This is a genomic window from Shewanella sp. Pdp11 (assembly GCF_002838165.1).
Taxonomy (GTDB): Bacteria; Pseudomonadota; Gammaproteobacteria; order Enterobacterales; family Shewanellaceae; genus Shewanella; species Shewanella hafniensis.
In genome coordinates, this window is sequence record NZ_CP015194.1 from 3085194 (window position 1) to 3101150 (window position 15957).

General features: G+C 44.7%; 12 protein-coding genes. 1 reads left to right on the forward strand and 11 read right to left on the reverse strand.

The genetic code is table 11. The annotated features are described in order from the left end of the window. Positions 1-3: 3 nt before the first annotated feature. From cheD to AYJ58_RS13775, 9 genes are read right to left on the reverse strand one after another with little or no spacing between them, the layout of a single operon-like run. Positions 4-624: a chemoreceptor glutamine deamidase CheD gene (gene cheD, locus AYJ58_RS13735; protein ID WP_012089258.1), complete on the reverse strand. Its 621-nt coding sequence runs from the start codon at positions 622-624 to the stop codon at positions 4-6. Further along, a complete protein-coding gene (locus AYJ58_RS13740) occupies positions 611-1456 on the reverse strand; it encodes a CheR family methyltransferase (RefSeq protein ID WP_198555463.1) in 846 nt (281 codons plus the stop codon). Before AYJ58_RS13740 ends, cheD begins: the two co-directional genes overlap by 14 nt. Continuing rightward, positions 1457-3451, reverse strand: coding sequence for a methyl-accepting chemotaxis protein (locus AYJ58_RS13745; protein ID WP_106650546.1), 1995 nt, complete (start codon positions 3449-3451; stop codon positions 1457-1459). A 5-nt stretch (positions 3452-3456) separates the two neighbouring features. Further along, entirely contained in the window at positions 3457-3969 is a 513-nt protein-coding gene (locus AYJ58_RS13750) for a chemotaxis protein CheW (protein WP_106650547.1), read from the reverse strand. 10 nt (positions 3970-3979) lie between these two features. Then, positions 3980-6139 (reverse strand): chemotaxis protein CheA, encoded by a 2160-nt coding sequence (locus AYJ58_RS13755; RefSeq protein WP_106650548.1) that lies wholly within the window; start codon positions 6137-6139, stop codon positions 3980-3982. Positions 6140-6156: 17 nt separating this feature from the next. Further along, positions 6157-6522 (reverse strand): response regulator, encoded by a 366-nt coding sequence (locus AYJ58_RS13760; RefSeq protein WP_106650549.1) that lies wholly within the window; start codon positions 6520-6522, stop codon positions 6157-6159. Positions 6523-6525: 3 nt separating this feature from the next. Further along, positions 6526-8217 carry a SpoIIE family protein phosphatase gene (locus tag AYJ58_RS13765; protein ID WP_106650550.1) on the reverse strand — a complete coding sequence of 564 codons (1692 nt, stop codon included), beginning with the start codon at positions 8215-8217 and terminating at the stop codon, positions 6526-6528. Between the two features lie 8 nt (positions 8218-8225). Next, positions 8226-8510: an STAS domain-containing protein gene (locus AYJ58_RS13770; protein ID WP_028759900.1), complete on the reverse strand. Its 285-nt coding sequence runs from the start codon at positions 8508-8510 to the stop codon at positions 8226-8228. 14 nt (positions 8511-8524) lie between these two features. Beyond that, positions 8525-9667 (reverse strand): methyl-accepting chemotaxis protein, encoded by a 1143-nt coding sequence (locus AYJ58_RS13775; RefSeq protein WP_106650551.1) that lies wholly within the window; start codon positions 9665-9667, stop codon positions 8525-8527. Between the two features lie 277 nt (positions 9668-9944). Between AYJ58_RS13775 and AYJ58_RS13780 the strand changes: the two genes are divergently transcribed. Continuing rightward, complete coding sequence (locus tag AYJ58_RS13780) at positions 9945-12650, forward strand: acetate--CoA ligase family protein (RefSeq protein WP_106650552.1); 2706 nt, start codon at positions 9945-9947, stop codon at positions 12648-12650. A 259-nt stretch (positions 12651-12909) separates the two neighbouring features. Here AYJ58_RS13780 and AYJ58_RS13785 read toward each other — a convergent pair whose 3' ends face one another. Together AYJ58_RS13785 and AYJ58_RS13790 are read right to left on the reverse strand one after the other, a co-directional pair. Continuing rightward, entirely contained in the window at positions 12910-13938 is a 1029-nt protein-coding gene (locus AYJ58_RS13785) for a GGDEF domain-containing protein (protein WP_063882908.1), read from the reverse strand. A 307-nt stretch (positions 13939-14245) separates the two neighbouring features. Then, positions 14246-15871, reverse strand: coding sequence for a phosphoethanolamine transferase (locus AYJ58_RS13790; RefSeq protein ID WP_106650553.1), 1626 nt, complete (start codon positions 15869-15871; stop codon positions 14246-14248). Positions 15872-15957 lie beyond the last annotated feature (86 nt).

Consider the following 15957-nt stretch of genomic DNA (forward strand, 5'->3'; position numbering starts at 1 on the left):
AACTTAATCACCAAATAGTTCAACGTCGCCGCCCGTGGGGAGATTACGAACCCGTAAGCGGTATTCACTTTCTCGGTCAAGAATGGTGCTGTTGTGCATGGTCTTAATTTTGCGCACTTTCACTTTGCCCGTATGGGGAAAGAAATACACCTTACGTGGATACACATCGAGTAAATCGGCCGCAATGATAGGGATATTTTCAAGATTGAGGTATTCAATCACAAACTCCGCATTACGCTCACCAATATTGTGTACAGTAAAACTACGCAACATGTTGCCGCCCCCAAACACCTTAGCTTCGAGTGAATTACGCTGCGCGCCAAGTTTGAGCAAGTCGTTGATTAATAACTCCATCGCATACACACCGTAACGGGCTGAGTCGGCAAGCACCCCTGTGCAATTGCTGTTATCGCTTGGCAATAAGAAATGATTCATTCCGCCAATTTTGAGCTTAGGATCATACAAACACACGGACACACAGGAGCCTAACACTGTCACTATCATGGTATCTTCACGGGTGGCAAAATACTCGCCTGGCAAGATCTTCACTGCATCGCAACCAAAATGGTGGTCATGATAGCGATTAGGCTCTGAAATGGCATATTCGATATTAGGTTTTAGCACTCATGAGCCCCTTCACTGGCCGATAGGTTGTTTGGCCTACGGCAGTGATAATTTGTGGGAACATGTTGAAATTTTCAGAATGCCCCGCAATATAAAGCCCATCCTCGCTGAGGGAGTTCATCATGTGTTTTAATATGACTTCCTGCGTTTCTTTATCGAAATAAATCATTACATTACGGCAAAAAATCACATCGATTGGCGTTTTTAACGGCCAAAAAGAATCGAGTAAATTGATGCGAGTAAACTTGATCATTTGTTTTAATTCGGGCACAACGCGCACATTACCAAACTGTGAACCGCGTCCGCGGTGAAAAAACCGTTTCTTGCGGATATCGCTAACAGTATCGATCCTGTCTAAGGGATAAATACCCATTTCAGCCTTTTTAAGTACGCCGCTGTCGATATCGGAAGCAATGATCTCAATAGGCGTTTTAAAACTGTTGAAATATTCAGCGACGACAATCGCAATCGAGTAAGGTTCTTCCCCTGTGCTACTGGCCGCACACCAGATCCTGCGGGTATCTGGGTTATCGATTAAATATTGCTTTAACACTTCAAAGTGATGCGGTTCCCTGAAAAAAGCCGTTTGATTAGTGGTTAACGCATTAATAAATTCTTGATGCTCGTTTTCATGACTTAATAGGTGCTCAAAATAAGCCGAAAATCCGGCTAATTTCAATGTCCTGATCCGCCGTACTAAACGGCTATACACCATAGCATCCTTGCTATCGGCGAGCTTGATCCCCGCTAAGCGATATAGCGTCGTCCTTGCGGTATTAAAATGCACCGAGGTATAGGCAAACTCTCGATCCAATGGTTTATTTTCGCTCAATTAAAATTCTTCCCATTCATCTTGATCTTGCTTTATGGGCTTCATCGCATTGGTTTTAGGTTTATCTGTAGCCCTTGCTCTTGCTACAGGTTGTAGCTGCTTAAGGGGTTTCACCGCTTTCGCTTTAGGCGCTGCTAATCGCGCGTTACTGTGCCTTGGGGCTTCATCCTCATCGTCTACGCGAAAGCTGGCAACACTGTCCGACAGCTGTTGTGCTTGGGATTGCATACTTTCAGCTGCAGCGGCCGCTTCTTCAACCAAGGCGGCGTTTTGCTGCGTCATTTCATCCATTTGCACTACGGCTTTACTGATCTCATCGATACCTATGGCCTGCTCATTAGAGGCTGAAGCTATCTCCGCCATGATGTCGTTCACCCGTTTAATGGCGATGACGATTTCCTTCATGGTATCGCCGGACTTACCGACAAGGCTGTTGCCACTCTCGATTTTAGACACCGAATCCGAGATCAGTGCCTTGATATCTTTAGCGGCATTGGCCGAACGTTGGGCTAAGCTGCGCACTTCTGATGCGACCACAGCAAAGCCGCGCCCTTGTTCTCCTGCCCGCGCGGCTTCTACCGCGGCATTAAGCGCTAAGATATTGGTTTGGAATGCAATACCATCGATAACACCAATGATGTCGGCAATCTTACGCGCCGATTCATTAATCGATGCCATGGTCTGTACCATTTGTTGGATAAGCTCACCACCGTCCACCGCGACTTCCGAAGCTTTAGAGGCTAAGGCATTGGCTTGACTGGCGTTATCCGCATTGAGTTTCACTGTACCTGTGAGCTCCTCCATGCTGGCCGAGGTTTGCTCTAGGCTCGAAGCTTGCTCTTCGGTGCGGCTGGATAAATCGGCGTTGCCTTGGGCTATTTCTGCCGAGGCGGTATTGATGGTATCTGCCGCTCGCTGGATATCTTGGATCATGAAGGATAGCTTTTCAGCCGTTTGATTTGAGTAATTTTTCAAATCATTAAAGGTGCCTTCATAGTCGTTATAAATGCGGGTGGTGAGATCGCCATCCGCAAGTGCCATTAGGACGCGCGCCACATCTTGTAGCCCACGGTCCGAGGTTTCAATTAGCGAATTTAAGTTGTTCGCCAGCATCAGGAAGAAGCCCTGTTTGCCGTCTGTGTCCGCCCTTTGGGAGAAATCTCCCGCTGCTGCTGCGGTCACAATGCGGGAAATCTCTTGCTCAGTTTGCACTTCAATGGTGCGGTCGAGCCATTCAACCACAGTCCCTAAACGCTCGCCTTCTTTAGACACTATGGGGCTAGCGGTTAAACGGAAATGGCAGCTAGCGACCTTAATCAGCGATTCATATTTGCGGTCTAATTTATCGAGTAAACTCGCCTGGTGGGCAGGATTGCGGTGGAAGATATCCATCGAACTACCGATGATTTTATCCACGGAAAAGTGCGGTAAGGCTTGACGGATCTCACTTTCAGAATGGCGTAGCATAGTTTCGACCGAGCGATTCATATAAATGATCGTACGGTTAGCATCGGCTATCATAACGTTGGTACTGGTATTATTGAGCGCTTCAAGAATGCGTTGAGTTGCTCGCTCAGCTTTGATACTTTCGGTGCGATCTATCCACTCAACACCTGTGCCTAAGTGTTTATTTTCAGCCGTGATAATTGGCGTCAGAATCAACCTAAAGGTACGCTTGCCAATGGTGATTTGTGCAGTATGGGACTGAGTTAAGCGCTCTAATAGATTGCGTTGATGCGCTGGATTTTTGTGGAAAATATCAATATTACTGCCGAGCAGTTTAGCGACCGAAAATTGGGGTAACTCTTTACGAATATCGTCCTCGGCCTCTTGCAGCAAACGGACAACGGCTTTATTCGCATAGATGATATTGCGCTGACTGTCAGCAATCATGAAGCTATTGCCACTATTATCGAGTAGCTGAAAATAGCGCTGACGCTCTTCATCCCTTTGTTCACGCGCTTCATCATTGCCAAAAAATTTGAAGATACTCATTATTGTTACTCCTGATCAGTCAGACTATTTGCATCAATTAGACCCAGCTCATCACTGCTGATCAGAGCCTGAATATTTACTAAAATGATCATCTTATCCTCGACTGTGGCTAAGCCTTTGAGATAGCGACTATCGAACGCCACTCCAAATTCTGGGGCGGGTAAGATTTCCTCCGCTGATAGCTTAATCACATCGGAGACGGCATCGACCACTATGCCGACAATACGCTCGAATACGTTGAGCATAATGACGATAGTGAATTCGTTATATGTGACTGATCCAACGGCAAATTTCATCCGTAAATCCACTATGGGCACTATGTCACCGCGTAGATTAATCACGCCTTTTATAAAGCTGGGGGCGTTGGCAATTTTGGTGACTGACTCATAACCGCGGATTTCTTTCACAGACATAATGTCGAGGGCATAGTGCTCTTCACCGAGCATAAAACTCAAAAACTCCACCTCGTCATGGGCGTTGTATTCCACTTTGGCGGTCATAGTTGATCGACTCTCCATGGCTATTTCCTTAATTTTTAATGTGCAATGCGAGCGATTCGACATCGAGGATCAACGCGACGCTACCATCGCCCATAATGGTGGCACCGGAAACACCGGGGATCCTACGATAATGTTTTTCAAGACTTTTAATCACCACTTGCTGCTGGCCAACTAAGGCATCAACGCACAGGCCAAAGCGCTTGTGGTTACTTTCCAGCAATACCACTATGCCTTCTTCTGGGCTCTTGGCATTGGGTTCAATTTCCATCAGTTGATAAAGATTAAGTAGAGGTAAGTACTCTTCACGTACTTTTAAGAGCCGTTCTTTAGCGAGAAATTTAAGTTGTTCCGTTTGTGGCTGAATGGATTCAATGATGTGCACTAAAGGCAAAATATAGATCTGATTGCCAACAGACACACTCATACCATCTACAATGGCGAGCGTGAGTGGCAATTGAATTTCAAAGGTTGAACCTTGGCCCTCAACCGACTCAATATCAATGCGTCCACCTAAGGCTTCGATATTGCGACGCACCACATCCATACCGACACCGCGGCCAGATACATCAGTGACTTCAAGCGCGGTTGAAAATCCTGCCGCAAAAATCAATTGCCAAACTTGCTTGTCGCTACTGTTATCAGCCACTTGCAAACCATTTTCCCGCGCTTTTTGAATAATGCGTTCTCGGTTTAACCCCGCGCCATTATCATGCACAGCGATAACAATATTGCCGCCCCTTTGGCTGGCTTTTAGGGATAATACGCCAGCTTCTGATTTACCCGCTGCGAGCCGTTTTTCAGGTTTTTCGATACCGTGATCTAAACTGTTGCGTACTAAATGGGTCAACGGATCGACAAGCTTTTCAATCATGCCCTTATCAATTTCTGTGTTGCCACCTTCAATAACGAGATTGACATGTTTACCCAGTTGCTCAGAAAGATCCCTCACTAAACGATTGAATCGGTTGAATACAAATGAGACTGGCAGCATACGTACCGACATCACAGCTTCTTGCATCTCACGGGTATTACGTTCCAACTCATTGAGTGCCGTCTTCAGCCGCTCGCCTAAATCGCCTGTCATTTCATTGCCAATAAGCGTTAGCATGGACTGAGTGATCACCAGCTCGCCCGCTAAATTGACCAGGGTATCTATTTTGGAGGTTTCGACCCTTAAAGTAGCATCCTGGGCCGACGCGGCAGGTTTCTTAGTCGCAGCTTTCACCTCAGTTAGAGTATTTTTTGGCGTAACGGCTGGATTGAGTGCTGCAGTTGAGCTTGGAGTTACCTTTGTACTTGCTGACACGCTGGTAGCTTGCGGTGCTTTGTACTCTGTTTCCTTCTCTTTAAATATGCTACGTTTTGCTTGAGTATTAGCGGTCACCTTAACTTGATTCGCCCGATTAGTGGCAGCTTTAGCTGCCGCAGGTTCCACAGGTTTTGAGCTCAGTAATTCGATTTCATTGGCGAAGGATTCAGGGGTTAATGCCTCAAAAAAACCAAAACCCAATTCATCATCAGCGGCTGTAGCTAACTGCTCTGCGGTACTATTAACACTGACACTAACCTCAGAGGTTAAACTCTCAACGCTAATATCCTCAGCATGATAAGCCTCTTCAAAAAAGCCAAAGTCTTCACCTTCGATAACAATATCGCGCTCCATTTCATCTTCAAAAAATCCAAAACCCAGCTCATCCTCGGTTTTCACTAGTGCAGAAGACTCTGCATTGAGAGTTGGTGTCACAGGAGTGTTAGCGATATCAGTGCCATTGCGTACTGCAACCGAGGAGCTAAAAGCTTCGCCATTCAATGCCGCCACTAATTGACTCTTGCTGTACTCGACTTCTTGCCAATCAATAGGATCTTCTTCGCGATACAGACTCAATATATGGGATAAAGTATCAACGGTACTCAGCAGTAAATCGATGGTGGATGAGGTGAGCTGGAAGTTACCCTTGCGCGTTTTATCCAGCAGGTTTTCCATAACATGAGTGACACTGGTGAGTGCGGTAAAACCAAAAATACCGCTGCCGCCTTTAATCGAGTGGGCGGCACGGAAAATAGTGTTCAGTTCTTCAGGATCGGGAGAAGCCAGGTCCAATGCCAATAGCAATTGTTCCATATTTTCAAGATGTTCATGACTTTCTTCAAAAAAGACCTGATGGAATTCGGCCATATTGATGGACATAGCTCACCCCGTTGCAGTTAACCCAGCACTTTAGCCGTAATAGCCAACAGCTTTTGAGGATCAAAGGGTTTTACCATCCACCCAGTTGCACCTGCCGCTTTTCCTTGCGCCTTCATGTCATCGCCCGCTTCCGTCGTGAGCATAATGATCGGCGTACGCATAAATGCCGACATAGCACGTAAGGATTTAATTAAGGTCAGCCCATCCATTCGCGGCATATTCTGGTCAGTCAGAATAAAATCAAATCTTTGCCCGTTACAGATATCGAGGGCTTCACGACCATCTTTTGCCAGTACCACTTGGTAGCTAACCGATTTAAGAGTCGCTTCGACCATTTGTCGAATCGCTGCCGAATCATCAACCACTAATATTTTTTTACTCATGCGCTATTCCATTATGACTTTAGTTATATTTCCTGGCGGTACTAATTCGTAGGTCTTAGATAATGTTTTCACCAGTGATAAACCACGACCAGACAATTGAGGAATGTCTGCAATGATGTTTTCATCACCCGCAAAACCCTTCCCACTGTCACTCACACTTATATGTAACTCATTTTGCGATGAGCACCAGATAATACTCACTTTCACCCAATCATTTAATGTAAGTCTGTCAGCAAAACTGTCCCTAATACTATGGTACAATTCAAAGCCTTCTGGATCGTTTTTTAGCCGAGAATCTAATTTTAGTACACCATGATCAATAGCGTTGCTAAATAACTCTGCGACAACAGTAAAAACCCGTTGACAAAAATGAGTGGCAAAACCAAATATGCTTAAGAATTGATTTAACGAGCTTAAATAGTCAGCGCCCAGCAACATAGGACCGGCAATACTGATATCCCAGTGAAACTCGCCATCCATAATAGATTGTGCTCGACTGACGTCTCTGCTTTGATGCCAACTGCTTAATTTCTCAAAATCTAAGGTGCAAATAGTAATGTCATCTGCAATATTTTCAGTAGAGCAGTATTCATGCATGCTTTCATTTAAATAATGGGTAAGCCCACCGGATAGATTAATAAACAGCTCTTTTAATTTATCGATACCAAATGGGCGCTCATCATGGGTGTATTGCTCAATTAAGCCATCACTAAATAAACAAGCATGTCCATTAAGCGGTAAATCAACGGTGAACACATCAGCAATAAAAGTGTGTGGCGGCAATATACCCAGCGCCATATTGGTTGATTTAAATTGTTCAATCGCGTTATGGGGTAAGTTGTCGCACTCATTGGACTGAATATACAGAGGAGGCATACCGCCATTCCAGATATGTAATTTATTACGATTAAAATCGGCTTCCAAAATAATACAGGCAACAAATCTGTCTTCTGGATTTTCACGGTGAACCTTGGCATTCAACTCGTAGATCAGTGTAATTAAAGAAAAACCCTTTGAAACCATAGCCCTAAATGTGCTCGCGACACGCATAATGGGCATGGCCGCACTCAGACCATGACCTGTAGAGTCGGCTAGAATTAGGAAGAAATTGCCATTGGGGGCCATACCATTAAGGATAATATCACCACTAAAATTGGCACTTGCTTGACAGTAGGTCTTCACAAAGTCAAAGTCCGTGTTATCAATATTGACTAAGTGCTCAAACAAATGCCGGGCCATGTGTTCTTCTCTGGCCTTTTCATAAAGCATTTTTTCAAGTTCAATTCTTTGATGCTCTACTTTATGCTGAAGTTGCACTCGGGTAAGTAAACATTCAACCTTGTACCAAAATATTTCAACATTTATCGGTTTAACAACAAAATCCAAAACCCCCATTCTAAAACAGGCTAACACGGATTGATTTTCTTTTGTCTCGCTCATGACGATAACAGGTGTTTCTTTTTTATCCTTATTCAAATTATCCAGTAACGCCAGTGCGGTACCATCCTTTAACCAATAGTTAATCAGAATTAAATCAACCGTATTTTGCGTTATTTCAAATAAACCTTCTTCTAGATCACTACAAACAATAACGTTGTAACCTTTGCTATGAATAAAGTCACTGATCCTTTGACTCGCAATAGCGTCATCATCGATAACTAAAATAAAATGTTCCGGCTGAGTAAGCGATACCATAATGAGTGTTACTCTATGATGTAGATTTTCTGCATATTGGCAATACTAAGGATTTCATTCGCCTGACCATGTGCACCTTTAACAGACGTAGAAATATGTAACTCCTGCGCCTTACGATGCAGCAGTACCATCATGCCTAAAGCGGAACTATCCAAATAAAGCACTCGACTAAAATCTAAAATAATATGGTTAACCTCTGGAAGCGTTAAAATATCTTGATAATCACTGGTGAATTTCTTGTGGTAATAAAAGTCAAAGCGCTCTGGCAATGAAATCACTTTAATATTTGACATTATGCTATCCCTAATTAAAAGAGTTCAATTTCACCACAGGTAATTTGGTCCCTCGATACCGGATTGTGCGTCTCCTGACGCCGACGACTCATTTGTGTCGTGATGCCATCACCTTGTATGCCAAATTCCTGTTGCGACATGTTGGTGATGTGATTGAGCGATTCTTTTAAGTGATGTAGGGATTGATTGGTGTAAATCAGGCTTTGGGAGGTGATATCACTGAACTGCAAGCCACGGATCGTATCTGAGATAGCTTGTTCGAGTTCATGTGCCGATGAATCTATGCGTGCAATCACTTGAGAATCCTTTTCTGCTTTGACGATAATCTGCCTTAGTGCAGTATCAATATCCTTTTTTGCATCAATAATATAGGTCATATCTTGTGCGGCAACTTTACTCACGTGTACGGTTAATTGCTCTATCTGAACTTGAATCGATTTAAGCTGCTTTTGAATACCTTCACTAAAACCAGCACTGCGGGTAGATAAAGCCCGCACCTCATCGGCCACCACCGCAAATCCCCTGCCTGCATCACCCGCCCGCGCCGCTTCAATGGCCGCATTTAAGGCGAGTAAATTGGTCTGGGAAGAAATCTGGTCTATATCCTGTAAGGCTTTCATTGCTTGGGGCATAGACTCATAGATGAGATTGACTTTTTCCAACAACTCCATAGTAGACGCCGACATTTCAATGGTGGATTGGATAAAGCGCTCTAAGGTCAGAGAGGTATTATTGGCGAATTGCTTCATTTGGTCTGAATGGAATAGCTCTGCATCATCAGTGCTTTGGACAAGCGCTGAAATGAAGCCTGTTTGCTCCGTCATTAATCGCCCTAAGCCATCGAACGACTCGCCCAGTAAATTGACTGCATCGCCCTGCACCGCAAGTACGCTGTCAATGTTAGATTCACAACTGTTGAGTGTGGTGATCGTTTCTTGATAGAGACTGATGTGGGCTTGCCAGTCGGCGGCAAGTTGGCTGTTTGAGGACTTATCATCATGCAGTTGGACTGATTGCATTTGCTGGTGCTGATAAAATTGCCAAAGCAACATAATCAACACGGATATAATCGGCCCGATAGCCAATAAAGTGATTAAACCCAGTAAATATCCAACGCCTGCCGCAAGTAACGCAACGACCCCATCCTTGTATGTCATATGGATTTCACAATAATTGTACAGTGATTAAAAAGTAGTTTGGTACTGAGCAATTTTCAAACATGAAAGTGAAATTTTTCACATTGTTACGTGTCGCAATGCGGAAAATGCAGTTATCACAGGATAAATCCACAGAATTGGGCTCAGATTCTCAGTAAATGACTGTAAATTCATGATTTGCTAATAAACTTACCTTAATCGAACCCGAAACTTAAACTGGGCAGTACTCATACCCTAGGTTACACTGGAAGCGTCATTGATTGGGATGGAATCGCTTATGAGTCAACGTACATTACACTCCTTATTTAAACCGACTTCCGTAGCCATTATCGGCGCTTCGAATACCGAAAAGCGTGCGGGTAATGTGCTGATGAAAAACCTGCTCTCCAGTGGTTTTTCGGGTCCTATCATGCCCGTCACCCCAAAATATCGGGCAGTAATGGGCGTGCTTGCCTATCCCAATATCGAAGCTCTTCCCATCAAACCCGATTTAGCCGTTATTTGTACCCGCGCTTGCCGTGTACCCGCGATTGTTGAAACTCTGGCGCAATTTGGCTGTAAAGTGGCGATTATTATGGCGTCGGGTATGGCGCAGGAAGTTAACGAAGACGGCGTGAGCCTGCTCGACCTGACCATGCAAAATGCCAAACGTTATGGGATGCGCATTCTGGGGCCAAACAGCTTAGGGATGTTGCTGCCGCCATTAGGATTAAACGCCAGTTTAGCCCACGCCAGCGCCCTACCCGGTAAAATTGCCTTTGTGTCTCAATCGGCCGCCATTTGTACAACGGTACTCGATTGGGCCAATAACAAAGGCATTGGTTTTTCATCCTTTATCTCGCTAGGTGATGCCACCGACATTAACTTTGACGAACTACTTGATTACCTTGGCCGCGACAGTCGCACCAGTGCCATCATGCTTTATATCGATTCTGTGAATGAGAAACGCCATTTTCTCTCAGCCGCTCGAGCCGCTTCACGCAATAAACCGATTTTAGTGATCAAATCTGGCCGCAGCGCCGAAGGGGCCCGCGCCGCAAAATTACATACGGGCGGTGTTGGCGGTAATGATGCTGTATATGAAGCCGCATTTCGCCGCGCCGGTATGCTGCGGGTTAACGACTTAATTGAACTGTTTGCCGCGGTTGAAAGCCTTGCGCATTCCAATCCCCTGCAAGGTGAACGCTTAGGTATTATCAGTAATGGTGGCGGCCCCGCAGTGTTAGCGGTAGATGAACTCATTATGCGCGGCGGTAAATTGGCTGAGTTATCAGATGACACCATAGCCAAATTAGAAGCCGTGTTACCTAATACTTGGTCAAGGCAAAACCCTATCGATATCATTGGTGATGCAAACGCGTCGCGATATGCTAAAGCCTTGACTATCTTGATGGATTCCAATGAGCTGGATGCCATTTTGGTATTGCACTCCCCTTCGGCGCTGGGTGAAAGCGTTGAAATCGCCGATGCCTTGATTAGCGTGATCCATGCGCATCCGAAAAAGAATCGCCTTAATATTTTGACCAACTGGAGCGGCGAAGACTCTGCCTATCAGGCGCGAAAACGCTTCACTAAGGGCGGTATATCCACCTATCGTACGCCCGAAGGCGCCGTGGGTGCGTTTATGCATATGGTTGAATACCGCCGTAACCAAAAACTGCTGCAAGAAGTACCGCAATCGATCCCCGACAATATTCCTACCGATAGCCACACGGCGCGTAAATTATTGCAAGCGGCTCAAGCGAAAGGAAAATCAGTACTCGAAACCCATGAGGCCAGCCCTATTTTGCGCGCCTATGGGCTGAACACTATAGACACTTGGTTTGTGAAAGATGCCGATGAAGCGGTGGCCATTGCGAATGAAGCGGGCTATCCCTTAGCGCTAAAAGTGCAATCCCCGAACATCTTGCATAAGTCCGATGTGCATGGGGTGATGCTCAATTTAACTTCAGCCGAAGATATCCGCCACGCCGCGAGTGCCATTACCCAAAGGGTGCATCAGGCCAATCCTGAAGCCATTATCGAAGGTATGATAGTGCAAAAAATGGCATTGACCGCTGGCGCTCAGGAAATCCGCGTGGCCGTGATAAGCGATCCCGTCTTTGGTCCAGCGATTTGTTTGGGTGAAGGTGGCTCAGAATGGGATCCAACTAATGACGCCGCCGTTGCCCTGCCACCACTGAATATGGCACTGGCGCGGTATATGGTGATCCAAGCGTTAAAGACCCATAAGTTGAAGGACAGGCATTTACCGCTCGGTTTAGACATGAATGCCCTATGCGTGATGCTAACGCAAATATCCCACATCATTATCGATTGCCCCGAAATCGCCTCTTTGGATTTAAACCCAGTATTAGCCGCGGGTGAAAACATTACGCTGCTCGATGTGAATATCCGTTTGCACGACGCCAATGCCGACAGTTCATCACGGATGGCCATCATGCCGTATCCGAAGGAATTAGAAGAATTCGCCGAGCTTAAAAATGGCCTTAAGGTAATGCTAAGGCCGATTCTGCCCGAAGATGAACCCAAGCATTTGGCTTTTGATAATTCGCTCTCCGATGAAGACAGATACAAACGCTATTTCGGGGTGCGCTCTAAAATGACCCATGAAGAAATGGCGGTATTAACCCAAATCGATTACGCCCGTGAGATGGCTTTTATCGCCACCGCCAAAGGCCCAGATGGCGATGACATCACCTTAGGTGCAGTACGGGCGTCCATCGACCCCGACAATACTGAGGCCGAATTTGCCATGGCTGTGCGCGGCGATCATCAAGGTATAGGTTTAGGTAAATTGTTGCTCGAAAAACTGATTAAGTATTATCAAGCCAATGATACGCCCGTGCTCACCGGCTTTACCATGTTCGAGAATCGCAATATGGCTAGCCTTGCCAAGAGTCTTGGTTTTAAGGTGACCTTCGATATGGAGGAGCATTTGATCAAAATGCATATGGATTTAAAGCCGCCCACTGATAAATAGCCTTATCCTGACTAACAAAAACGCCGCAATGATTTGCGGCGTTTTATTATCACAGCTGCAGGAATCCACAGTACAACCTCAAAGTTCAATTTTTATGCAACTGACTCTTATCGATTAATCACTTAAAATGTCAGATGCTTAAGAAGAGTATTGGTAATGAGCCAAGGCCGTGCACCGTTGGCTGAATAAACGCAGCAAAATAAAGCTGTTTATGGTAACTGAACCAGCAAAACTCAGACGAAAGTCACCTCTTATCTATTTATCCCCTGACGCAGTTACGGCCTTCGGACTTGGCTTGATACAGGGCCTTATCGGCGCGACTAAATAGAGTTTCGGCATCGTCGCCTTGCTGCAATGAAGCCAGACCAATCGAAACAGTAATGGCGCCAAGGGAAAGTTTTTTGTCTTTTCCTATAGTTAAGCGGCGCTCAGAGATACGTTCCCGAAGATTTTCAGCCACTTGTAATGCATCGTGAAAATGAGTGTTAGGCAACACCACCACAAATTCTTCGCCGCCATAGCGCGCCACAAAGTCATCCCCTCGCACACATTGTTTTAAGGCTAATGCGACATAGGCTAACACTTTATCGCCGGTTAAATGGCCATAAGTGTCGTTAAAGGCTTTAAAGTTATCGATATCGATCAGTAAAAGGCTGCAACGGGTTTGATGATCTTGGGAAAGGTAGATTTGATCTTGAATACTCAGTTCATAGGCACGGCGATTGTGCAGCGAGGTTAATTGGTCCGTCATCGCCGCCAGGCTCAGGTTTTCCATTTCCGATTTAAGATTTTGCACTTCTTGGCCCATGGTGCACAGGCTTTGCTCCATCTCACGGTTGTTGATGAGCAGCATCTGCATTTCATCGACCACACCATCAACCAGCTCATTTAAAGTATTAATGTCGGGATTTGTCTGTAGGCGCAAACCAAACTCAGCTAATGAACCTGAAAACGCTGCGGTGCCTTGACTCAACTGGCTGATTTTACTTAACAAACTATTGATCAGGATTTGTGTCTCAATCTGCACATTTTCAATCACTTCAGGTGACTGCTCTTGAATAAAGTTCTTATACAGACTGGTGTTAACCTCCTTGGTAAAAGAAACTGAATTTGCCAGAAAGCCATCAATCGCACGGTTTAAATCGAGATTTGTCCCTGCAAAATATTCATACCAAACAGTGTAGTTTTCAGGTGTGACTGGTATATCGAGGGCAGACATTTGCGGTACGGCCAAACGCAAAATTTGCGCGGCAGAATCAAGCTCTTTATTTTCTGCAGTAGAAGGCATAAATCGCGAACCATAGATTTGTTATGTTTTTGTATGCATTAAGTTAACTCAAGTGCTTCAATTTGGATATGGGGGAAATCAATTATTATGATAGGCGACAAAAGAAAAGAGGATGCCACCATCCTCTTATAAGTTAGAACTTGAATTGACGACACCAAACTAACGAGGTATCACTCAATAACTTGCGGTCAGTAGATCAGACTTAGTCATAAGATAACATTGAGTCACAAGATAGCATTGAGTCACCAGATAAGATTGAGTCGCACGATAATGCTCAAGACTCAATATTGATGAGTTAATGGGTTGATTAACCTCGGCAACTGGCAAAGATATCTAACTTAGGCTGATATACCTCGGTCTTGACATTCATTAGGCCTAAAAGACTGTCGAATAAATTGTCGTGGGAGAAACCGCCCTTCGCCGCGTGCTCAGCTAAACAGGCCATGTCTAAGTGGTTATCTTTACTAAAATCTTCAGATACCCAAGCAAGCATAGGAATACTCGTCTGTTCGATTGGGGCAATGCTGTAAGGTGCGCCATGTAAATACATGCCCTTCTCACCTAACGACTCGCCGTGATCGCTCAAATACAACATGGCTGGATCAAATTTATCCTGCTGATTTTGTAACTTTTTCACTACTTCGCTGATGATGTAGTCAGTATATAAAATGGTGTTGTCGTATGTGTTAATCAGTTCATCTTGGCTACAGTTTTGAATATCGCTACGCTGACAATCCGGTGTGAACTTACGGTGCTCAGGTGGATAACGTAAGAAATACGTTGGTCCATGGCTACCAATCACATGCAACACAATCACGGTATCTTTACGTTCTGCAGTGGCCAAGGTTTCATCTAATTTGTTAAGTAACACTTGGTCAAAACAATATTGGCCAGTACACAACTCAGGATCGCTGTTCAAATCAATCGTAATGTTTTCAACTTGATCGCACACGCCTTTACAACCAGAGTCATTGTCAAACCACTGCACTTTAATTCCGCCATGGTTCAACACATCAACCGCAGTATCTTGGGCATAGGCGCGGCGAGAATCATAATCTTCCCGTCCCATGCGTGAAAACATACAAGGCAGGGAGACAGCGGTTGCCGTGCCACATGAATGGGTATCTTTAAAGACAATCAAACCTTGATCTTGGGTATGAGTGTTGGTCGGCTTGTCATAGCCATAATACTGATAATTCATCGAACGCGCGGTTTCACCAACCACAAGCACTAGCAAGTTAGGTTTACCATTAGGGTTAGTACTGACATTCTTAGCATCGAGGCCAAGCTGCTGATATTCCATCGGTGTTTGTAAGTAATGCACATTAATGTACTTAGACGCCGCACCAATAAAATACGTCGGCACTATATAGCGTTTTAGTTCATCGTTGTTACGGCCAAAAGCGGCGTAATCTTGGAAATAGAAGAAAGCAATAATAGCCAGTCCCGCCAACATCGTCAGCATAAACAGTACTTTATGCAGTAACTCTTTGAAGAATGGCTTGTATTGAATATCGGCCTTATAAATAAGGTACGCGGGTAAAATCCCTGTGATTAACATATTGATTATTGATGCGAAATTCACATACATCAGCGCTTCAGCATGATTGGTCTGAAAGGTGTTTTCTATCATGCCGTAATCGAAGACGACATTGTATTGATAAGCAGCGAAAAACACACTCGATGACAATAAGGTCAGTATGATAAAAAATGGCTTAACGAGGTACTTCACCGTAAATAAGGAAAACACAAAACTAAGGGCAAAAGTTAAAAACAACGGCATAGTGGCGATGAAGATTGGATCGACATCAGGTTGCTTTTCGATGCCTTTTTTAATGATATCGAATAGTGGAATATTGAAAATACAAACGTAAAACAACGCCGTGATAAAAGTGAAACGATTCACCGATAGAGTCTTAAATCTTGCTAGCACTGATAGCTCTCACTCAAATTAGTTGTATGCCGAGACTAACTTACAATTCTTAAGGTAATCTTAGGCTGTAACAGTCAAATTTTTTC